19 protein-coding genes and 1 riboswitch are annotated in these 21,087 nt (G+C 31.5%); of the genes, 1 reads left to right on the top strand and 18 read right to left on the bottom strand.

The window, feature by feature from the left end:
- The 7 genes from MR593_RS08115 to metK form a co-directional block, all read right to left on the bottom strand.
- Nucleotides 1-495, bottom strand: a 495-nt coding sequence (locus MR593_RS08115; protein ID WP_290691735.1) for an FtsX-like permease family protein, incomplete at its 3' end; no start/stop codon positions are given.
- Entirely contained in the window at nucleotides 485-1,252 is a 768-nt protein-coding gene (locus MR593_RS08120) for an ABC transporter ATP-binding protein (RefSeq protein ID WP_290691736.1), read from the bottom strand. The genes MR593_RS08115 and MR593_RS08120, both read right to left, overlap by 11 nt.
- A 163-nt stretch (nucleotides 1,253-1,415) precedes the next feature.
- On the bottom strand, nucleotides 1,416-1,925 hold the full coding sequence (locus tag MR593_RS08125; RefSeq protein WP_290691738.1) for a hypothetical protein: 510 nt from the start codon (nucleotides 1,923-1,925) through the stop codon (nucleotides 1,416-1,418).
- 21 nt (nucleotides 1,926-1,946) lie between these two features.
- Nucleotides 1,947-2,144: a helix-turn-helix transcriptional regulator gene (locus tag MR593_RS08130; RefSeq protein ID WP_290691739.1), complete on the bottom strand. Its 198-nt coding sequence runs from the start codon at nucleotides 2,142-2,144 to the stop codon at nucleotides 1,947-1,949.
- Nucleotides 2,145-2,625: 481 nt separating this feature from the next.
- Entirely contained in the window at nucleotides 2,626-3,444 is an 819-nt protein-coding gene (locus tag MR593_RS08135; RefSeq protein ID WP_290691741.1) for a ComF family protein, read from the bottom strand.
- Entirely contained in the window at nucleotides 3,413-5,662 is a 2,250-nt protein-coding gene (gene recD2 / locus MR593_RS08140) for an SF1B family DNA helicase RecD2 (RefSeq protein WP_290691742.1), read from the bottom strand. The genes MR593_RS08135 and recD2 overlap by 32 nt, the downstream gene beginning before the upstream one ends.
- A 122-nt stretch (nucleotides 5,663-5,784) precedes the next feature.
- Nucleotides 5,785-6,975 (bottom strand): methionine adenosyltransferase, encoded by a 1,191-nt coding sequence (metK, locus tag MR593_RS08145; protein ID WP_290691743.1) that lies wholly within the window; start codon nucleotides 6,973-6,975, stop codon nucleotides 5,785-5,787.
- 144 nt (nucleotides 6,976-7,119) lie between these two features.
- A riboswitch (SAM riboswitch) is annotated at nucleotides 7,120-7,225 on the bottom strand.
- Between the two features lie 192 nt (nucleotides 7,226-7,417).
- On the opposite strand from metK, the gene yyaC reads away from it, so the two are divergent.
- Nucleotides 7,418-7,927, top strand: coding sequence for a spore protease YyaC (gene yyaC / locus MR593_RS08150; RefSeq protein ID WP_290691744.1), 510 nt, complete (start codon nucleotides 7,418-7,420; stop codon nucleotides 7,925-7,927).
- A 127-nt stretch (nucleotides 7,928-8,054) separates the two neighbouring features.
- Here the strand turns inward: yyaC and MR593_RS08155 are convergent, their stop codons facing one another.
- From MR593_RS08155 to glmS, 11 genes are all read right to left on the bottom strand, one after another.
- Entirely contained in the window at nucleotides 8,055-9,074 is a 1,020-nt protein-coding gene (locus tag MR593_RS08155) for a rod shape-determining protein (RefSeq protein WP_290691746.1), read from the bottom strand.
- Between the two features lie 125 nt (nucleotides 9,075-9,199).
- On the bottom strand, nucleotides 9,200-9,457 hold the full coding sequence (spoIIID, locus tag MR593_RS08160; protein ID WP_290691748.1) for a sporulation transcriptional regulator SpoIIID: 258 nt from the start codon (nucleotides 9,455-9,457) through the stop codon (nucleotides 9,200-9,202).
- Between the two features lie 106 nt (nucleotides 9,458-9,563).
- Entirely contained in the window at nucleotides 9,564-10,217 is a 654-nt protein-coding gene (locus MR593_RS08165; protein ID WP_290691749.1) for a M23 family metallopeptidase, read from the bottom strand.
- Between the two features lie 124 nt (nucleotides 10,218-10,341).
- Nucleotides 10,342-11,352 carry a stage II sporulation protein D gene (gene spoIID, locus MR593_RS08170; protein ID WP_290691750.1) on the bottom strand — a complete coding sequence of 337 codons (1,011 nt, stop codon included), beginning with the start codon at nucleotides 11,350-11,352 and terminating at the stop codon, nucleotides 10,342-10,344.
- Between the two features lie 70 nt (nucleotides 11,353-11,422).
- Complete coding sequence (murA, locus tag MR593_RS08175; protein ID WP_290691751.1) at nucleotides 11,423-12,676, bottom strand: UDP-N-acetylglucosamine 1-carboxyvinyltransferase; 1,254 nt, start codon at nucleotides 12,674-12,676, stop codon at nucleotides 11,423-11,425.
- Nucleotides 12,677-12,696: 20 nt separating this feature from the next.
- A complete protein-coding gene (locus tag MR593_RS08180; RefSeq protein ID WP_290691753.1) occupies nucleotides 12,697-13,416 on the bottom strand; it encodes a YwmB family TATA-box binding protein in 720 nt (239 codons plus the stop codon).
- 205 nt (nucleotides 13,417-13,621) lie between these two features.
- Nucleotides 13,622-14,767 (bottom strand): mannitol-1-phosphate 5-dehydrogenase, encoded by a 1,146-nt coding sequence (locus tag MR593_RS08185; protein WP_290691755.1) that lies wholly within the window; start codon nucleotides 14,765-14,767, stop codon nucleotides 13,622-13,624.
- A 48-nt stretch (nucleotides 14,768-14,815) separates the two neighbouring features.
- The gene (locus tag MR593_RS08190; RefSeq protein ID WP_290691757.1) at nucleotides 14,816-15,238 is read right to left on the bottom strand and encodes a PTS sugar transporter subunit IIA; all 423 of its coding nucleotides are present in this window, start codon (nucleotides 15,236-15,238) and stop codon (nucleotides 14,816-14,818) included.
- A gap of 23 nt (nucleotides 15,239-15,261) precedes the next feature.
- Nucleotides 15,262-17,412, bottom strand: coding sequence for a BglG family transcription antiterminator (locus tag MR593_RS08195; protein ID WP_290691759.1), 2,151 nt, complete (start codon nucleotides 17,410-17,412; stop codon nucleotides 15,262-15,264).
- Nucleotides 17,413-17,667: 255 nt separating this feature from the next.
- A complete protein-coding gene (locus MR593_RS08200) occupies nucleotides 17,668-19,410 on the bottom strand; it encodes a PTS mannitol-specific transporter subunit IIBC (RefSeq protein WP_290691761.1) in 1,743 nt (580 codons plus the stop codon).
- Nucleotides 19,411-19,989: 579 nt separating this feature from the next.
- Nucleotides 19,990-21,087, bottom strand: a 1,098-nt coding sequence (gene glmS, locus MR593_RS08205; protein ID WP_290691763.1) for a glutamine--fructose-6-phosphate transaminase (isomerizing), incomplete at its 5' end; no start/stop codon positions are given.

The following is a 21,087-nucleotide window of genomic DNA, read 5'->3' on the forward strand; positions in this document are numbered from 1 at the left end:
CAGATATATGGCTACAAAATAACTTATACTTAGGACAAATGGCTGCCAAGAAAACACAAAATTAACTTGGAAAGGAAGCTCAAATATGTTCATAATAACGGCTATAAGCAAATTACTGAAAATATATCCGACAAGTATCGATATCACAAATGCAAACATCCCTAGTAAAATATTTTCAACTAAAAACATCTTCATAATGTCTTTTTTCTCGATTCCAAGCATCATATATGTTCCAAATTCCTTGCTTCTCTTAGAAAACATAAACTTCATCGTGTAGTTAATCAGCCATCCAATTACGAATACGACTATAACACTGACAACTATAACGGCTATTTTAAAATTTTTCATGATACTTGAAAGATTCTGTACTTCTTCTGAAAACACGATTAGATTAAACGCAAATATCAATGAGAATGACAGTATCACAGTAATCAAATAAACGATATAATCTCTAATACTTCTCTTGGCATTTCTAAATGCTAGCTTACTTAACATGGCTAACGTCACCTCCAAGAAGAGTCAGTATATCTAGGATTTCATTAAAAAATTCCTTTCTAGTTTTAGAACCCTTCAGAATCTCTGTAAATATTTTTCCATCCTTTAGAAACAGTATTCTCTGGCAAAAGCTCGCACTAAATGCATCGTGAGTTACCATTAGAATCGTTGCATTTAAGTTTTTATTTATTTCCTCCATAGTTTCAAGCAACATTCTAGAGCTCTTAGAATCTAGCGCACCCGTTGGTTCGTCTGCTAGAATTAGCTTCGGATTATTAATTAGAGCCCTAGCACAAGCGCATCTTTGTTTCTGCCCACCTGAAACCTCATATGGGAATTTATCTAAAATTTCCTCAATCCCCAGTCTCTTTGCAATATCCATAACCATATCGTCGATTTTATCCTCGCTCTTTTTATTTATAACTAATGAAAGTGAAATATTTTCTGATATTGTCAAAGTATCTAGCAGGTTAAAATCTTGAAACACAAATCCAAGGTTATTTCTTCTAAATGAAGCTATATCCTTATCCTTTATCTCAGTTATATCGTCTCCATTTATTATGATTTTGCCGGCTGTTACAGAGTCTATTGTAGATATACAGTTCAAAAGTGTAGTCTTTCCACTTCCACTCGCACCCATAATCGCCACGAATTCTCCTTCATTTACTGAAAACGAAATGTTATCTATGGCTTTTGTGATATTACTTCTCGTTCCATAGTATTTTTTTAAGTTTTCTATTTTCAAAACATCCTTCATATAATCACCTCTTGTATTTACTCGAAATTTAAGATATCAGATTAATTAATCTATAATTATTGTATCAACAAAAGGCGTGTGATTTTATTACACTTTTGTTAGTCAAATCGACATAAAAATAGCCCTTCTATTTTTAACATCTAGAAAGGCTACATTATATTAATTATTCATCTTCATCGTCTAAAGATTTTTTCCAAATCTCATACTTATTACAAGAGTATTCCCCAACTATAAAATTTATCACCATAGCAACTACAAATAATCCTACTGCATCGATTAATATTTCTGTATTGCTAACAATATCTACTCCCATCTTTGAAAATCCAAAAGTTATAACAGATAAAGCCACAGAAAATGCTAAAGCTTCAGCTAAATAAGATATAACTCTCTTCTTTTTAGATTCTTTACTATTATCAGTAGGTAACTCTTTTCTTCCTATAAAAGTCTTAGGAATATTCATTTCCTTAATTCTGCTAACAAACAAATAGAATATCAAGCTTATAAGTATAAGCAATCCTAATTCCCATGTGCAGCTAAATATATCTTTTGTCTTTATATATTTATAAACACATTCAACTAATAAATATATAAATGTAATAACTGTACAAACTACACCTGCATCTCCAACTACCTTTTGTTGCATTTCATCAAATACATTATTTTTATTGTTCATTTTACCCCTCCAATAATTAAATCATTCTTCCCAAAATAATTCATCTAAGGTTTTGCCCAACACCTTGCAAATGCTAATACACAGCTTAATCGTTGGGTTGTAATCTCCTTTTTCAATGGCATTCATAGTCTGCCTACTAACTCCAACAGCCTCTGCCAATTGTTTTTGTGTCATATCTAAAGCCGCTCGAGCAGCTTTTATTCTTAAGTTCTTTGCCATTTGATCACCTCTTGATTTAATAGTAATATATAAATTAATAAAAGTCAATTATATTTTACTTTTATTAATTTATATATTACTAAATGTCGTTATTAATTATTTAGAGAAAATATTGATTTTACAAATATTTAGAGGATTTTTTGCATAAAAAAAAGTACCCTTAAATAGGTACTTATATGATATTCAGCTGACCTGGTTTTTGACCCCACACTCGCCTACTGCGACGTTCGCTCTGGGTTTGCCGCACTACTAGCCGTCTCGATTTAGATTTTTTTGGGTTATCGGTAGGTCTTACTTCTAAGCCGCACCATGATCATCAACCCCGCTTTTAGGATTGACTTACGTGGATCCCTTTGCCTGCGACTGGCTTGGACTTTCAACCACAGACCTGAATAATCACTCATTTATTTTAATATCTTATTTTAATTCTGTCAATAGAATTATTTAGTTCTATTACAAACAATTTCTTATCACATATATTTTAATTATTTTCAGTAAACGGTATGTATGGATCCACACTTCTTGTGAGCAATGTCATTATAGTTATTTTGTTTACACATGATAATCTGAGCATTTTAGATATTTCATTCGCCGTTGAGCCAGTTGTAAATATGTCGTCGACTACAATTACATCTTTATTTTTAAGCAAATTATCATCGTCCTTTATGCAAAATGAATTTTTAAGCTCCTCTTTGCGTTCCTTAAAATTCAACTTATAGAGCCTTCTAGTGTTTTTCTTGCGGTAAATGCAATTCAAAACAGGAATCCCCGTTATATCACTCAAATCCTCTGCTATCTTCTGAGACTGATTAAATCCCCTCTGTCTCATACGTTTCTTATGCAATGGAACAAATAATATATAGTCGGCTTGTAGATTCTCAAGCTCCATTTTCTCGCTCATAATCTGTGCAACATATCTGCAAAAATAAGTTTTATTTTTGTATTTAAAATCAAGTATCATCTTCTTGCTTATACTGTTGTACTCTATACACGATATCGCTCTATCGAAGTAAAATCCCTTTTTAGCGCAATATGCACATGTAGCAATATCTTCGTACTCTAGATTGTGGTTTATTATCGGCTTTCCACATTTTAAGCACGCATCCTTTAAGAAATTCAACTCCTTAAAACAATCCTTACATATCGAATATGTATGTGTGAGTTTTATCGGATTATCGCAAATTATACACGTTATGTTTTTAGGGTATATAAAATCTAGCAATAAATCCTTTATTTCTTTGAATTTGATTTTTAAAATATCTACTACACTAAAATTCACCTTGGGTATATTTATTTTCATCGACTAACAGACCTTCTTTTTTAAATTTATTCAACTTAACTGCTAAATTTGAATATCTGTCGTTTATTCGATTGTTTTTAATCATAAACTCTAAGTACTTCACATCACCGACCAGCACAACTTGTTTCTTAGCACGTGTAACAGCTGTATAAAGCAGGTTCCTACTCAATAGCATCGGCGGTGCCCATGTCATAGGAATCACGACTATCGGAAACTCACTCCCTTGGCTCTTATGAATAGTCGTGCAGAAGCTATGGTCTAACTCGTCTAGCTCATCGTGCTTATAGCTGACTATCTTCATACCATCGAATATAACGAAGATCTCCTTTTTCTCCTTGTCTATATAGTAAATATAACCAATATCTCCATTATATATACCATGTCCGCTGTTAGTTCCGTCTTCTGTTTTCCATTTTTTAGTATAATTGTTTTTAATCTGCATAACCTTGTCCCCAACTCTGAATGTCCTCTTTGTGAAGACCTCTTCTGTTTTAAATTTCGCTGGAGGATTCAGACATTTTTGTAGCTCTATATTTAAATTATTTACGCCTAAAGTTCCTTTTCTCATAGGTGATAAAACTTGTATGTCTTTTAGTTTATCTACACCGTAGTATTTCGGAAGTCTCTGGCTCACTAATCCCATTATCTCGTCTAGTATTTCGTCTTGCGTTTCTTTTCTTATAAAAAAGAAATCTTTGCCCTTTGCATTTAATTTTAAAGGTTCTCCTTTGTTGATTCTGTGGGCATTTACTACTATCATACTTTCTCTAGCCTGTCTGAATATCTCGTTGAGTCTAACTGTATTTATAACTTCAGAATCGATTAAATCCTTAAGCACATTTCCAGCACCGACAGAAGGCAATTGATCACTATCTCCAACTAATAGAAGTCTCGTTCCAGATTTTATAGCTCTCAATAGGTTATACATAAGCACAATATCAACCATAGAGACCTCATCTAATATAACAACGTCTGCATCTATAGGATCGTCCTCATTTTTCATGAACATAAGCTCGTCACTATCCATCGAAAATCCCATTTCTAAAAGCCTGTGAATCGTTTTAGCCTCCTTATTTGAGGTTTCACTCATTCTCTTCGCTGCACGACCTGTAGGAGCTGCTAGAACGACTTTTTGACCATTATTTTCAAATACTTTGATGATTGTATTGATTGTAGTAGTCTTACCTGTCCCGGGACCTCCAGTTATTATGACAACTCCTTCCTCCACAGCTTCTTTAACAGCTTGAATTTGGTTTTGAGCTAGGGCTATATCGTCTTCTCTCTCTATACTTCTTATCTCCTCGTCTATGTCTATATTCAAATCCTTAAATTCAGCCTGCGAAAGTCTTATAATCTCTTTACAAACACCATTTTCCGCCATAAAATACGGCATTAGATAAACATTTATATCATTTTGGTTTCTCTCAACATGTACCTTTTGAGTATAAGCCAAATCCATAACTGCTTCTTTTATGTACTTAGGTTCGACTTCAAGTACCTTAACTGCGTTTTGAACCAACACATTAATAGGCAAATATGTATTTCCATTTGCCGTACTCTGATTTAAGGTATATAAAATCCCCTGAAAAATCCTATCTCTAGAATACTTATCGATTCCAAGCTTTTTGGCGATATCATCCGCCACCTTAAATCCAATCCCTCTTATATCCTCGGCAAGCTTATAAGGATTTTTATTTATCACATCGAGTGACTTTTCCTTGTATTTTTTATAAATTTTAAGACATAAATTAGGAGTTATCCCATATGGAGACAACTGCATAATTATATTTCTGAGCTCTCTATTTTCTTCATAGCTCTCAGTTATCTGCTTAATTTTCTTCGCGCCTATGCCTTCTACTTCCTTTAATCTCTCAGGAGTATTTTGAATCACATCTAGAGTATCGACTCCAAACTTATCTATAATCCTAAGCGCCATCTTCTCTCCTATACCATGAATCATACCAGAAGATAAATAAGCGTAAATTCCCTCCAAAGACGACGGCGTTATAGGCATAAATTTACTTACCTCAAATTGTGAACCGTAAATTTTATGAGTGACCCATTTGCCCTCGACCTCTATACTCTCTCCCACAGACAAAGTCGGCATGCAACCAACAATTGCGACTTCCTCATCTTCATTTGCGAGATAAGCTATCGTATAGCCATTTTCCTCATTTTTAAAAACTATATCACTTATCATACCTTCTAATTTTTCCATAATATAACACTCCTAATAAAATACTTTCTTTTTACTATTCTACCCAAAACAACAAAAGACCTTGCATATATTATAATACAAGGTCCCTTTATATTCTTATTTTTTATATCATAAATTAAAGTCTAAGCATTAGCTTGTGCTTTTAAAGCTTCAGCTTTGTCAGTTCTTTCCCATGGTAAATCTATATCAGTTCTACCGAAGTGTCCGTAAGCTGCAACTTGTTTGTAGATAGGTCTTCTTAAGTCAAGGTCTCTTATTATTGCACCTGGTCTTAAGTCGAAGTTCTTTTCTACTAATTCTACTAATTTTTCATTAGAAACTTTTCCAGTTCCGAAAGTATCTACAAGTATTGATAATGGTCTAGCAACACCTATAGCATAAGATAATTCTATTTCACACTTGTCTGCAAGTCCAGCAGCAACTATGTTCTTAGCTACGTATCTAGCAGCATAAGCAGCAGATCTGTCAACCTTTGTTGGATCTTTTCCGGAGAATGCTCCACCACCGTGTCTAGAGTATCCACCGTAAGTATCTATGATTATTTTTCTTCCTGTAAGTCCACTATCTCCTTGTGGTCCACCTATAACGAATCTTCCTGTTGGGTTGATGTAGTATATAGTTTCGTCATCTAATAATTCTGCAGGTATAACAGCTTTTATAACGTGTTCGATTAAATCTCTTCTTATAGTTTCATTGTCGACATTTTCACTATGTTGAGCAGATATTAATACTGTATGAACTCTAACTGGTTTGTCATCTTCGTATTCAACTGTTACTTGAGTTTTTCCATCTGGTCTTAAGTAGTCTAATAATCCAGATTTTCTAACTTCTGTTAATCTTCTAGCTAATTTGTGAGCTAGAGATATTGGAAGTGGCATTAATTCTTCTGTTTCATTACAAGCGAAACCGAACATTATACCTTGGTCCCCAGCACCAACTTTTTCTATTTCTTCTTCTGTTTGTTCTCCAGATTTACTTTCTAGACCTTCATCAACACCCATAGCGATGTCTCCTGATTGTTCGTCTATAGCAGTTAATACTGCACAAGTATTGCAGTCAAATCCAAATTTAGCTCTAGTATATCCGATTCCTTCTACTGTTTCTCTAACTATTTTTGGAATATCAACGTAAGCTGATGTACTTATTTCTCCTGCAACTAATACTAATCCTGTTGTAGTAACTGTTTCACAAGCAACTCTTGATTGTGGATCTTTTTCTAATAATGCATCTAATATCGCATCTGATATTTGGTCACACATTTTATCTGGATGACCTTCAGTAACTGATTCTGACGTAAATAAATGTCTTGCCATTTCATTTCCTCCTTAAACTATTAATATTCTTTATTAAAATTCTAAACTCTATTCATTTAATTTATATAAGAAACTTTTATATAATGCCCTATACATTAAAAAAGCCTCTTCACAAGAAGAGGTTATTGCATTCTAAAATACGCGACCTCATCTTTCTAGAACTCTCTCTAGCAGGATTTAGCACCTTCCTCCTTCATGAAGTGGTTGCTGGGCGTCATAGGGCCTGTCCCTCAGCCTCTCTTGATAAGGTAATCAAGAAATTTTTATTTAAATTTTTAACAATTTCAATGATACCTTTTTTGTTTTATCTTGTCAAGTACTTTTGTAGTCACATTTGCTTATTTTAATTCATATTATTAAATATACTAACTTTGCGACTATTTTAAAAATAGTGTTATTTATCGAGTTAAATTCATATATTATCTAGAAGGGAGGAGTTCCTATGTATTTAGCCAAAATAAACTATAAAAGAGAAGATGTTACCCATATACTAAGTAGTATTCTTAAAAATATAATCTCTGATAATACTGTAGTAATTTGTATAGGAACAGACCGTGCTATTGGAGATGCACTTGGGCCTCTAGTAGGCACTATGCTCAAAAATAGCGATTTTAAATACCCTGTCTACGGTACATTGGATAATCCTATTCACGCTTTAAATATATATGAATCTATGGAAAACATAAAAAAGAAACATTCCTCAAGCCAATTTTTAGCCATAGATGCCTGCCTAGGTTCCACTAATAATATAGGTAATATACAAATCAGAGAGGGGCCTATCCTTCCTGGCAAGGGAGTAGGCAAGAAGCTGCCCCAAGTAGGCAACTACTCTATTGTCGGTATTGTAGATAAAATAGATGAGACCAACCGATTTTCTTTCAACAATATAAGGCTTCATTTTATTTTAGAGCTAGCGGAAACTATTGCCCTATCTCTACTTCTAGCGACCTAATAAATATATCTCATATGAAAATTTATTTTATATTAAAAAAGTAGCTATTTAATAATTTATCATTTTAAAATAGCTACTTTTTATATATCTAACATCTATAATTTTAAATAACAATTACTTATGTATATTATTTCTTAAAGCTTCCACCAGTTTCTAATAAATCAAGTGAGCCTAGAGATAATCCAGTACCCTTAGCAACACAAGAAAGCGGATCATTAGCCAAAATTACTTTTATACCTGTGCTGTCTTCTATTCTCTTTCCTAATCCTCTTAGCATAGCTCCTCCACCTGTCATTATTATTCCAGTATCACTTATATCTGCGGCTAATTCTGGTGGTGTTTTTTCTAATAGATTTTTAGTTGCTACTACTATTTGTTCTATACAATCATTAAGTGCTTCTAGTATTTCTGTAGAACTAACATTTATGGTAACAGGAAGTCCTTTGACTAGATTTCTTCCGCTTATATTCATAGTTCTTGGTTCGTCCTCTTTTATAGCAGTTCCTATTTCTATTTTTAATTTTTCTGCACTTCTTTCACCTATTAATACGTTATATTCTTTTTTTATGTATTTTATAATTGCTTGGTCAAACTTGTCTCCACCTAGTTTAATAGAATCACTTACAACAGATCCTCCTAATGATATTACTGCTATATCAGTAGTTCCTCCACCGATATCTATTACCATATTTCCATTAGGTTGAGATATGTCTATTCCAGCACCTATTGCTGCTGCTATAGGTTCTTCTATGATATAAACTTCTCTAGCCCCAGCTTTTCTTGTGGCATCTTCTACAGCTCTTTTTTCCACTTCAGTAACACCTGTTGGTACACAGACCATTATTCTTGGCATTACAAATCTTCCAAACCCCTTTTTCTCTACTATTTTTTCAATAAAATAAGATAACATCTTTTCTGTTATTTCATAATTTGATATAACCCCATCCTTTAATGGTCTTATAACATCTATATGTGAAGGTGTTCTACCTATCATTCTTCTAGCTTCTGTACCTACTGCCAAAACAGTATTTAATTTATTATCTATAGCCACTACTGACGGCTCTTCTAAAACTATTCCCTTTTCACTTACATATATTAATACATTGGCTGTACCTAAATCTATACCTATATCCGCTCCTGTTGCCATTTTTTTCACTCCTTCTTTTACCTTTATTATTTATACTTAATTCAAATTGTTAGTTATCATAAATACTCCTATTCTACAATATAGGCAAAAATATAGCGTTAGTCAAGAAAAAAATGTAGGTTATCCTACATCTTTTTTTGTTGCTGATATTTTAGTTTTGTAGCCATACCTCCTCGTATGTGTCTCTCTGATTTATTCTTTTCTAAGACTAATTTTACTTGACTAGCTAATGACGGATAAACTTCTTCTAATCGTTCAGTTACATCTTTGTGGACAGTACTTTTACTAACTCCAAAAACCTTGGCTGTTTGTCTTACAGTTGTTTGTTTTTCTAATATATATTGGGCAATAATGACCGCCCTTTTTTCTATATGAGACTTCAAGATCTCCCCTCCTCACCATCAGTCCTATAGATATATATGAAAGAAAAACAAAAAATATAACAGGAGACTATTCAATTTTTGCGAAAAGTCTCCTGTTATATAAACTTTATTCTAATAAACTCAGTGGATTTATAGCTACATTTTTCTTATAGGCTTCTATATGTACATGTGTTCCGTCTTCATTTTCAACATTCGTCGTATTACCTACATATCCTATACAGTCGCCTTCTTTAACTGTATCTCCCTTTTTCAGCGATACATTTTCTTGTATTCCAGAATAAATTACCTTCAAGTCATCATTGTAAGATAATTCTATACTTGTTCCATATTTATCATCTGAGTACACAGATACGACTTTTCCATCTAGTATTGATTTTATCTCAGAGCCTTCTTGCGCTGAAACATCTAATCCTTTATGAATCTCCCAAACATCTAATGTCTTTGAGTAAGTAGGCATAGTATCAGAGTATTCTCTAAGTATACCATCTCCTATATAACTCATCTTAGATTCACTTTTGGCTTCTTTTTCTTTTTTGTCTTTTGCTTGTTGTAGATTTTGATTAGATCCTGTCGATGTAGCAACAGTCTTATCATCATCTTTTACTAAATTTATTTCATCATCTTTGTTGATTGTATTTTTATTTGATACTAATTTATTTAAGTTTTTATTTGTAAATAAAATTCCACCAAATGCTATAAGACAAATACATATAAATAAAGATAGATAAAATATATCTTTTTCTAATAATTTCTTTTTCATACTGTACCTCCAAATATATTAATAATACATTTAGATTATTGACTGCTTTTCAATTTTTATGCTTATGTATGAAAAATTTTTTAGATTTTTTATGTATTAAATTTGATACTTCTAAATAATATCATTAATACATATCTTTTATATCAGTATTTGTATAATAATGAAACAATATCTCATCATATGTATATGAATTATTCGCCATACCTTCAGCACCCCATTGGCTCATACCTACTCCATGACCGTATCCTTTTACTTTAAAAACAACAATATCTTCCGCAAAGGATATATCGAAGTTAGATGAGTTTAAATCAAAAATACTTCTGATATCTCTGCCTGTCAGCTGTTTATTTCCTATTTGAATGGACTTGACCGATCCCGCAGTAGTTCTGTCTATTATTTTTATCTTATTCTTTAAATCATTTTTTGATATAGAAATATCGCCGTATTTATTTTTTAATATGTCGATAAATCTACTTATATCAATTACGCTTTCAGTATAATATTTTGGTGAATTTTCTTCATAAGGACTGCTCACTGATTTTAGATAGGGATAGTTTGTCATAAATACATCTTCACTATTTTCAGTCATACCGCTAGATGTGGAAAAATATAGTGGTAGTATTGCTTTATCGTTGTAAGTTAATATCTGTCCCTTAGTGTCATCTACAGCTTGTTTTATGATAGGATAAGATTCTCTTATCCATTTATCGCCCTTTTGTTCTTTTAACTCTTCATAAGATGCATATGCCTGACAGTGATTATAATCAGTACATATATCCGCTCCTTTATGTCCTGCCTTCATATTATTTTCCATTTTGTAAATAATATATGTCCTAGCAGCTACTGCTTGTGCTTTTAATGCTTCTTCTGAAAACTCAGAAGACATCTCCATAGACAGCACTCCATATAAAAAAGTCTCTATATCCATATTTTGTACTTTACCTGTCTTGGAATTGTACACACTTATAGTGGGACTTTGAGAATCTACTTTTTCATAAGGAGATTTCTCTGGCTTATCTATTTTATCAATAGATAAATCATCATTTTGATTTCCATAAAAGAGCACACTAATTAAAACAGGAATTATTATGCAAAAAATTGCGATCCCTGCCAATAGAACCACAGGTTTTTTCATATAATTAATGCCTCCATAGATTTACTATCTTCCATAAATATATGAAAAAACCCTATTATTTATTACCCTATTAGTCTTCTACTATTTCTATATTTCCGCCTAACGCTCTAATTTTCTTATCTATGTCAACATACCCTCTTTGAATGTGGTATATCTTGCCTATTTCTGTTTCTCCTTCAGCTATAAGTCCACATAGTATAAGCGCTGCCCCTGCTCTTAAGTCAGTTGCGTTAACACTTGCACCGTAAAGATGATCTACACCCTTAACTATAGCTGTTCTTCCTTCGATTTTAATATTTGCACCCATTCTATTGAATTCTGCGACGTGCATAAATCTATTTTCGAATACTGTTTCTATTACAACTCCAGTTCCTCTAGCAACTGTAAGCATAGCCATAAATTGTGCTTGAACATCTGTAGGGAATCCTGGATGTGGTAGAGTTTTTACGTCTACTGCTTTTATCTTTTCTGGCCCAATTACTCTTATAGCATTGTCCATTTCTATTACTTCACAGCCTGCTTCTATTAATTTAGCAGTTACTGGTTTTAAATGCTCAATTAGTACATTTTCTACTGTTATGTCACCCTTTGTCATAGCTGCAGCAACCATGTAAGTTGCAGCTTCTATTCTGTCTGGTATAACATCGTGTTCTGTTCCTTGTAATTCTTTTACACCTTTTATTTTTATTGTATTTGTACCTGCACCTTTGACATTAGCTCCCATTTCGTTTAAGAAGTTTGCTAAGTCTACTATTTCAGGTTCTTCTGCTGCATTTTCTATTATAGTAGTTCCTTCTGCAAGAACTGCAGCCATCATTATATTTTCAGTTGCTCCAACAGATGGGAAGTCTAAGTATAACTTAGATCCTACTAATTTATCTGCTTTAGCTTCCACAAACCCATGATCCATTGTTACCTCTGCCCCAAGAGCCTTAAATCCTTTTAGATGTAAGTCTATTGGTCTAGTTCCTATTGAACATCCCCCTGGCATTGATATTTTTGTTTGGTTAAATCTCGCAAGTAATGGTCCCATAACAAAGAAAGATGCTCTCATCTTTCTTACAAGTTCGTATGGTGCTTCACAAGTAGTTAAATTACTTGCGTCTACTGTTAATGTATTGTCTTTGTATTCAACTTCTGCTCCTAAATGTCTTATTAAATCTGATATTACATGTACGTCAGTTAAATCTGGAACTTCATGTAATATTGATTTACCTTTTACTAATAATGTAGCAGCTATTATTGGTAATACTGCATTTTTTGCTCCATCTATTTTAACACTACCTCTAAGTGGTTCACTTTTTTTCACTATTATTTTAGCCATAAATATGTCTCTCCTCAATTCTAATAATCTATTTTTATTATAGGTGTAGCCATATATATCATCGTTTTATTGTCAATTTCGCTATACCTAATTCCTATATTCAAGTTCATTTCTCTATCTAAACATTTCAAGTTATTTTCTTTTAATAATTTACTATATGCATTAACTGATAAAAAGTTTTCATCTTCTATCTTTACAATTTCTTTAGCATACATATTATATAACATTTTTTGTAAAATATCATTAATTTTGCTTTTTTGTAATTTTTTTGTATATTCTCCAGCTATACAAATATTAATTTCTACGTTGCTGGAGTATTTCTTTAGTTCATTTTCTAATCTTAGATAAATATTCTCTATATTTTTATATACTTTATTATTTAATATGTCAACTATTATATATGATTCTTTTGAACTTTTTTGGTACGCAATGACTGAAATACTCGTATTTTCGTCATTATAATTTACATATACTTTCCTTTCATCTATCTTTACGTTCATTTTACTTGTATCTATATTTAAATTTTTTGCTATTTCTACACATATATTTTCTAATTCTTTTATATCTAAATCCTCTTCTATTAATACGCTAGATTTTATGTTATAAAATTTAAAATTTGAATCAGATAATTCAAAGCTATTTACAAATTGATCTATCCAATCTGTTTGTTCTACCTGACCGTAAGCTATAATAGCACTAAATAAAGTCATCAATAAGAAACATATTATTGTTTTTTTCATATTTAATCCCCCTCAAAGTTTGCTCTATTTAAGTATCTACAATTTTAAGAGGTTTTAAACATATATATTAATTTAAACATTTATAAAAATTTATACATTTCTGTAAATGTTAAAAAAACTGTCCGTATAATGCTATATCCATTCTATAGGATACAGTTCAGAATACGAACAGTTTTTATATTAATAAATATAACTTACTTAAATACTATTTTGCTAAATCATTGTATGATTTTTCTATAGCATTTAATAATTCTTCATCTTCTATTGCTGATATTTTCTTAACAGCTTCTTTAACACCTAGATCTTTGATTGTTTGTTGTAATTCAACGCTTTGTGCATCTTCTTCATTATTATAGTGAAGTGCTGCACCTACACCTATTATTAGGTTATCTACAGATATTCCATAAGATTTTGCTGTCATTAATGGATTTACTAATCTGTCTTTTGCACTTAATTTTCTAAGTGGTTCTCTACCAACTCTCTTAACATCGTCGTTTAAGTATGGATTTTTAAATCTATTTAATATTTTGTCTATGTATTTATAATGAGCTTCTAAGTCTAATCCATGTTTTTTAACTAATCCTTGACCACTTTCTTGCATAGCAGCTTTTACTATAGTTGCTATTTCTTCGTCTTTTATAGCTTCATCTATTGTTTTATATCCTTTAAGAGTTCCAAGATAAGCAGTTATAGCATGTCCAGTGTTTAATGTGAATAATTTACGTTCAACATAAGCTATAAGATCTCCAACCAAGTTCATACCTTCTATTTGTGGTATTTCACCTTTTATTTTAGCTTCTTCAACATTCCATTCATAAAAGTTTTCTACTGTAACATCTAGAGGATTTTCATTAGTACATGGTGGTACTATTCTATCTACTGAGCAGTTAGGGAATCCTACATATTCTTCTAGGTATGCTACTTCTTCTTCATTTAAGCATTTTAAAACTTCTTCCTTTAATATAGCTGTTGCTCCTACTGCATTTTCACAAGCTATTATGTTTAAGTAGTTTTTGTTTCCGTCATTTTTTCTAGCTTGTATACCTTTAGCTATTGTTGGTGCTATTCTTTTTAATATTAATGGCCCAACTGCTGTAGTTATTATTTCAGCTTCTTCTATTTCTTTTATTATATCGTCAGTTATTGATGAAACTGCACTTATGTTAGTTATAGTTTGATCAAAACATTCTACGTCTTTTACAAGTATTTTATATTGTTTTTCGTTGTTTATTCCATTTAATATAGTTTCGTTTACATCAGCGAATACTACATGGTATCCTGAGTTAGATAATAATCCCCCTATGAAACCTCTACCTATATTACCTGCTCCAAATTGTATTGCTTTCTTCATGTTATAATTCCCTCCGTCATCTATAATACTTCTTTTTATAATTTATAATTAGTCAGCAAATATATCTAAGAAATCTTGTACATCTGTTGAATCTTTTAATTTTTCTACTAATTCATCATCTAAAGATATTGCTATTTTTGATAATATATCTAGATGTTCATTTCCTTTACCAGCTATTCCTATAACTAAGTAAACTACGCTATCTCCGTATTCTACACCATTAGGGAATTGTAGTATTACTATTCCTGATTCTTTGATTTCTTTTTTAGCTTCGTTAACACCATGTGGTATAGCAAATCCTAATCCCATGTTAGTACTCATAGTTTTTTCTCTTTCTAACATTGCATCTACATAACCTTCGTTAACGTATCCTCTTTCAACTAATTTTTTACCAGCTAAAACTATACTTTCATCTCTTGATACTGAATCTAATCCTAATACTATGTTTTCTTTTGTTAATATATTACTCATTACAAATTCCTCCTATATACCTCTTAATCTATTTTTTGTGATATTACTTTCATTTTATTGATATAAAAATCCAACACTATGGATTTAAAATTCTCTTTGATCTCTTCTTTATTTCCATATTTGATACAATTTACAAAATTATCATTTTCTATCAAATTCTCACTTATCTTGCTCAAAAGCTCTCTTTGATAAGCTTTAGCTTCTTTTGGTATTAACATAAGAAGTGCATATCTTGTTTTGTTTTCTTCATCTATCATAACTTCTTTTGTTAATCTAATAGATGCATATCTTATGTTTTTTACTTCTTCTGTCATACAATGAAGTAAGGCTATTTCTATTCCATCTACAAATGGAGTAGAAATATTTATTCTCCTCTTTAAGTCTCTCTGAATTTTTAATGCCGATTTGCTGTCATTTGCAAATATGAAGCTGCTATAGTTGACAAGCTCTTCTATATCGTCACAATCTACATCTTCATGTACTTCTAGCAGTTTGAAAAATTCAACTAAATTTCCACTCATCGTCATAAAGTCCATTACTTCATTTTTGTCGACTAGATTTTTTTGTTTTTTATTTTCTAGTTCTTCTGCCCTTATATCATTTTTAAAAACTTTATTTTTTGCTATATTTTTCAACTCATGTCTAATCTTTGTGACATCCTCTAAATTTAAAAGTGGATTTACAACTACACTCTTTATAGATGAATCTATCTCTACTGTAGAAATAATTAAATCTATTCCCTGTTGTTTTAGATCTTCATCATCTATATTAATAGCTGATATTGTATCTACCATATTCAAATTCGAGAATTTCTTATGTAGTTTTGTCATTAGAAATCTAGAAGTTCCTATACCAGTCGGACAACATGCTACGGCTTTTACTTCAACATCCTCCATCAAATTTCTCTCCATAGAAGATCCAAAATGCATCGCCAAGTACGCTATCTCTGATTCTGGAATTTCATCGATATCTAATTTTTCTTTTATTATATATATGATATTAGCTACTCCATCGTAAACATCTTTGTATTCTGTTTTGATTTGTTCTAGAAGTGGATTTCTTATGTCCATTCCCATCTTAATCCTGCAAAGCGATGGTCCGAGATGATTTACTAAATCATTTAGCAATCTTGTATCTTTGCTAAAATCAAGCTTGAATTCATCTTCTGCTAATTCAATTAACTGCTTTGAAATATTCATCAACTCTACATCATCTAAAGTAAAATTATGATCCTTTGTTTCTAATCTCATTTTAGATCCTCTAAGATGCATCGTTATATATCCTATTTCTTCAATAGGCACATTTATGTCGAATTCCTTGCCTATTTTTTCTGCTATTTTTGTCGCTATTTTAAATTGGTCTATACACTTAAGCTCATTTAAAACATCTTCCTCCATAGAGATTCTCTCTCCATTTTTCAATCTTTGTACTGCCAGAGATATATGAACCACCAATCCAATAAACGAGCTATCTGAGATTTTTAAATTTATCTCTTTAATTACTTCAGATAGAGAGTTTTCTACTTTTTTTATAATCGACTTGTCGATTAAGTTCAAAAGTCTATTTTCACTGGAAATTTCTATAACACTGCTGTTTTGAATATTATTGCCTACATTTTTTACCATGTTCATAAGTTCTTGTTCTTCACAAGAGTTGTATATAAGATTTACTTGAGCACTTCTTATATCTTTTTCTGAACCTTCAATGTAAATTCCTGTTCCTGGCTTTCTTATAAGCTTGATAGAAAACTTATCTAACCATGCTTCTATATCTACAAAGTCGTTGTTTAAAGTTCCTTCTGAAATCTTTAACGACTTGTAGAAGTAGTATGATTTAATTGGCTCCGAAGATGTTAAAAGATTTGATAAGATAAATCTTTTTCTTTCTTCTTTAGTGTAACTTTTTTCAATTTTTTCTTCTTGTAGAAGCTCTATTATAAACTGCTTACTATCTAACGTCTCATCTAAATAGATCCCTACACCTGGTTTTTTTACAAATTTAAAATCATTTTCATCCAACCAGTTTTCTATGCTCGACATATCCCTCAGTACTGTTCTTGTACTTATGTTTAATTCTTGTGCCACTTCTGAGATAGTTATTGGTTTATTTGAAGGATTCTGTGCCAGCATCAAAATGATTTCTTTCTGCCTTGAGCTAATCTTTTTTCTTTTCATTTTATCTCCCTTTTTAGTGACATTTTAATTTGCTTATCTTTTATACTTTAATTTTAGCAAAATGTATTTGTCCTATCAATTCATTGATATTACTGTAATGTCACTAAAGATTATGACATATTTTAGATATATGTCATAGATATTTTTAAAACTTATATTGATGACATTTTTATAGTCATCAAGTTATATATAAAAAATAAGCTGTGGCATCTACTGCCACAGCTAGGGGAGTTTATTATGGTTTTGTACTTTTTATTATTTAGCTAATCTATTGTATAAACCTTCTATATTTTCATCTTTTAAGAAATTCTTGATTTCTATTATTTCTACATTATCGTATTTATCTCTTGCTCTTTGTGCTAATGATTCATGTGTTACTATTATTTGTGCGTCTGCTGGTACGTTATCTACTGGTGCTGCTGCTACTTCTATTCCTAAGTCTAAATCTTTGATTCTTGCTTTGAATCTTGCTGCACCCATTGCACTTGATCCCATTCCTGCATCACATGCGAATATTATTTTTTTGATATCTGATTTAGCTATTTCTTTAGTTTCAGCTGTTGCTGCTACTTCTGCTGAACCACCGTTAGCTAATCTATTGTATAAACCTTCTATATTTTCGTCTTTTAAGAAGTTTTTGATTTCTATTATTTCCACATTATCATATTTAGCTTTTGCTCTTTCTGCTAATGATTCGTGTGTTACTATTATTTGTGCATCTTCTGGAACATTGTCTACTGGCGCCGCTGCTACTTCTATTCCTAAGCCTAAGTCTTTGATTCTTGCTTTGAATCTTGCTGCACCCATTGCACTTGATCCCATTCCTGCATCACATGCGAATATTATTTTTTTGATATCTGCTACTGCTACTTCTTTAGTTTCAGCTGCTACTTCTACTTTTTGATTTTTAGATTTAGCTTTCATATCTTTCATTTGAGCTTGTGCTGCTTCTAAATCTTGTTCTCCGTCTCTAGTTGCTGCTCTTTTTACAAATATTGAAGATATTAAGAATGATACTACTGTTGCAACTACTACACCTGATATTACTGCAAAATATTTACCTTTTGCTGTCATTGCTAATATTGCTATTATACTACCTGGAGATGCTGCTGCTACTAATCCAGCTCCTAATACTGAGAATGTTAATACACCGCAAGCTCCACCAGCCATTACTGCTAATATTAATGCTGGGTTCATTAATATGTATGGGAAGTATATTTCATGTATACCACCTAAGAAGTGGATTATTACTGCACCTGGAGCAGATTCTTTACTTGCACCTTTTCCAAATAAGCAATATGCTAATAATACTCCAAGTCCTGGTCCTGGGTTAGCTTCTAATAAGAACATTATTGAAGATCCAAGTTCTTTAGCTTGTTCTATACCTAAAGGTGATAATATACCATGGTTTATTGCGTTATTTAAGAATAATACTTTTGCTGGTTCTATGAATAATGAAGTTAAGAATATTAAGTTCTTGCTAACTAAGAATTCAACACCTGCTTGTAATACTGATGTTACTGCTATTACAACTGGTCCTATTGCATAGAATCCGATGATTGCTAATATTAATCCTAATATACCAACTGAGAAGTTGTTTACTAACATTTCAAATCCTGATGGTATTTTTCCATCTACTAATTCATCGAATTTTTTGATTACCCATCCACCAAGTGGACCCATTATCATACCACCGATTAACATTGTTGTATCTCCTGCACCAACTACTATACCTACTGTAGCTATTGCACCGATTACTGAACCTCTGTCACCTGCTATCATTTTACCACCAGTGTAACCTATTAATACTGGTAAAACATATTTTAGCATTGGTGTTACCATTTCTGCTAATCTAGCATTTGGAAGCCATCCAGCTTCTATAAATAATGCTGTTATAAATCCCCATGCGATAAATGCTCCTATGTTTGGCATAACCATACCACTTAGGGCTCTACCTAATTTTTGTACTTGAGTTTTGATTCCTGCTGCTTCACTCATTGATAATTCCTCCTTAAATTTTTCCTAGTTTTAAATTTTTTTGTTGTGTACTATTCAGTTTTTATTATTGCCTTTGATTTTGATTTCGCTCTTTTTCTTGAGCTTTTTATTATTGCTGTTCCTTATGATTTAATATTACAATTTTTAAGCTTAATTTTCAATCTTAAGAAATCCTATTCCTGTCGCTGTAAATAGTGACATTTTCAGATTATTCAATTTCCATTTAATCTTAAACAAGGATTGAATATGTCATGAATATAAAATTAAAAAATAAATTATGTTACTAATTGCAAATACAACCATATAACAAAAGTTTAAAGATTTAAATTCAAAACAAAAGGGTGTAATTCTAACCGAACTAGAATTACACCCTTTTTACGTATTTATAATATTGGGGGAATATTATGAGGAATACATTTATATTATTGTCAGCATAAAAAATTCTATACATTATTTTTTAAAAAATTTTTAATTTTTTCATTAAAAAAAGAGATTCCCGAAATAAATCTAAAATTCATTTCAGAAACCTCCTTGGTTTTAAGTTTTATATATTATTAAATTGACTAAAATTCTTTCAAACTATTCAACTGTAACTGATTTAGCTAAGTTTCTTGGTTTATCTATATCGCATCCTCTGTCTTTAGCAACATAGTAAGCTAATAATTGAAGTGGTATTACACTTAATATACCAGCTAATATATTGTCAACTTTAGGGATGTATATAACTGCATCAGAAGATTTTTCTACTTCAGTATTTCCTTGTTCTGTTACAGATATAACATAAGCACCTCTAGCTTTTACTTCTTGCATGTTAGATAACATTTTTTCGAATAAGTTTTGTTGAGTTGCTAAAACTACTACTGGAACTCCTTCTTCTATTAAAGCTATAGTACCATGTTTTAATTCACCAGCTGCAAATGCTTCAGCATGAGTATAAGATATTTCTTTTATTTTTAAAGCACCTTCCATTGCAGTTGAGTAGTCAAGACCTCTACCTAGATAGAATACGTCTTTTTTGTCTACTAATTGTTTTGCTATTTCTTTTACTTGATCTTCGCATTTTAAAACTTCTGCAACTTGATCTGGTATTAATTTTAATTCTTCTATATAGTTCATGTATTCTTCTTTAGTTATAGTGCCTTTTTTGTAAGCAAAATCTAAAGCTATCATTATAAATGCTACTATTTGAGTAGTGTAAGCTTTTGTAGAAGCAACTGCTATTTCTGGACCAGCCCAAGTATATAATGTGTAGTCAGATTCTCTAGCTATTGAAGAACCAACAACGTTAGCTATTGATAAAACTGTAGCTCCTTTTGCTTTAGCTTCTCTTAAAACAGAAAGTGTATCAGCAGTTTCACCAGATTGACTAGCTAATATAACTAGTGTATTTTCATCTATAAATGGATCGCTGTATCTGAATTCTGAAGCTATATCAGTTACTACAGGAACCTTTAAGAATCTTTGTACCGCATGAGCTCCAACAAGTCCTGCATTATAAGCAGTACCACAAGCTACTATATAGATTTTATTTATTTTGTCTAATTGTTCTTTAGTTATATCTATATCGTCTAATTTGATTTCACCATTTTCGTCTAATCTTCTCATTAGAGTATTTTTAGTACCTTCTGGTTGTTCATATATTTCTTTTATCATGAAATGGTCGTATCCACCTTTAGA

It is taken from the genome of Intestinibacter sp., from assembly GCF_022780145.1.
Taxonomy (GTDB): Bacteria; Bacillota; Clostridia; order Peptostreptococcales; family Peptostreptococcaceae; genus Intestinibacter.

What these genes read in the sequence shown, in the direction of transcription:
- MR593_RS08130 (WP_290691739.1), bottom strand. Translation starts at nt 2,144, where the DNA reads ATGGCAAAGAACTTAAGAATAAAAGCTGCTCGAGCGGCTTTAGATATG.
- MR593_RS08120 (WP_290691736.1), bottom strand. Translation starts at nt 1,252, where the DNA reads ATGAAGGATGTTTTGAAAATAGAAAACTTAAAAAAATACTATGGAACG.
- MR593_RS08195 (WP_290691759.1), bottom strand. Translation starts at nt 17,412, where the DNA reads ATGAAAAGAAAAAAGATTAGCTCAAGGCAGAAAGAAATCATTTTGATG.
- MR593_RS08125 (WP_290691738.1), bottom strand. Translation starts at nt 1,925, where the DNA reads ATGAACAATAAAAATAATGTATTTGATGAAATGCAACAAAAGGTAGTT.
- MR593_RS08200 (WP_290691761.1), bottom strand. Translation starts at nt 19,410, where the DNA reads ATGAGTGAAGCAGCAGGAATCAAAACTCAAGTACAAAAATTAGGTAGA.
- MR593_RS08165 (WP_290691749.1), bottom strand. Translation starts at nt 10,217, where the DNA reads ATGAAAAAGAAATTATTAGAAAAAGATATATTTTATCTATCTTTATTT.
- metK (WP_290691743.1), bottom strand. Translation starts at nt 6,975, where the DNA reads ATGGCAAGACATTTATTTACGTCAGAATCAGTTACTGAAGGTCATCCA.
- yyaC (WP_290691744.1), top strand. Translation starts at nt 7,418, where the DNA reads ATGTATTTAGCCAAAATAAACTATAAAAGAGAAGATGTTACCCATATA.
- recD2 (WP_290691742.1), bottom strand. Translation starts at nt 5,662, where the DNA reads ATGGAAAAATTAGAAGGTATGATAAGTGATATAGTTTTTAAAAATGAG.
- MR593_RS08185 (WP_290691755.1), bottom strand. Translation starts at nt 14,767, where the DNA reads ATGAAGAAAGCAATACAATTTGGAGCAGGTAATATAGGTAGAGGTTTC.
- MR593_RS08155 (WP_290691746.1), bottom strand. Translation starts at nt 9,074, where the DNA reads ATGGCAACAGGAGCGGATATAGGTATAGATTTAGGTACAGCCAATGTA.
- spoIID (WP_290691750.1), bottom strand. Translation starts at nt 11,352, where the DNA reads ATGAAAAAACCTGTGGTTCTATTGGCAGGGATCGCAATTTTTTGCATA.
- MR593_RS08190 (WP_290691757.1), bottom strand. Translation starts at nt 15,238, where the DNA reads ATGAGTAATATATTAACAAAAGAAAACATAGTATTAGGATTAGATTCA.
- murA (WP_290691751.1), bottom strand. Translation starts at nt 12,676, where the DNA reads ATGGCTAAAATAATAGTGAAAAAAAGTGAACCACTTAGAGGTAGTGTT.
- MR593_RS08180 (WP_290691753.1), bottom strand. Translation starts at nt 13,416, where the DNA reads ATGAAAAAAACAATAATATGTTTCTTATTGATGACTTTATTTAGTGCT.
- MR593_RS08135 (WP_290691741.1), bottom strand. Translation starts at nt 3,444, where the DNA reads ATGAAAATAAATATACCCAAGGTGAATTTTAGTGTAGTAGATATTTTA.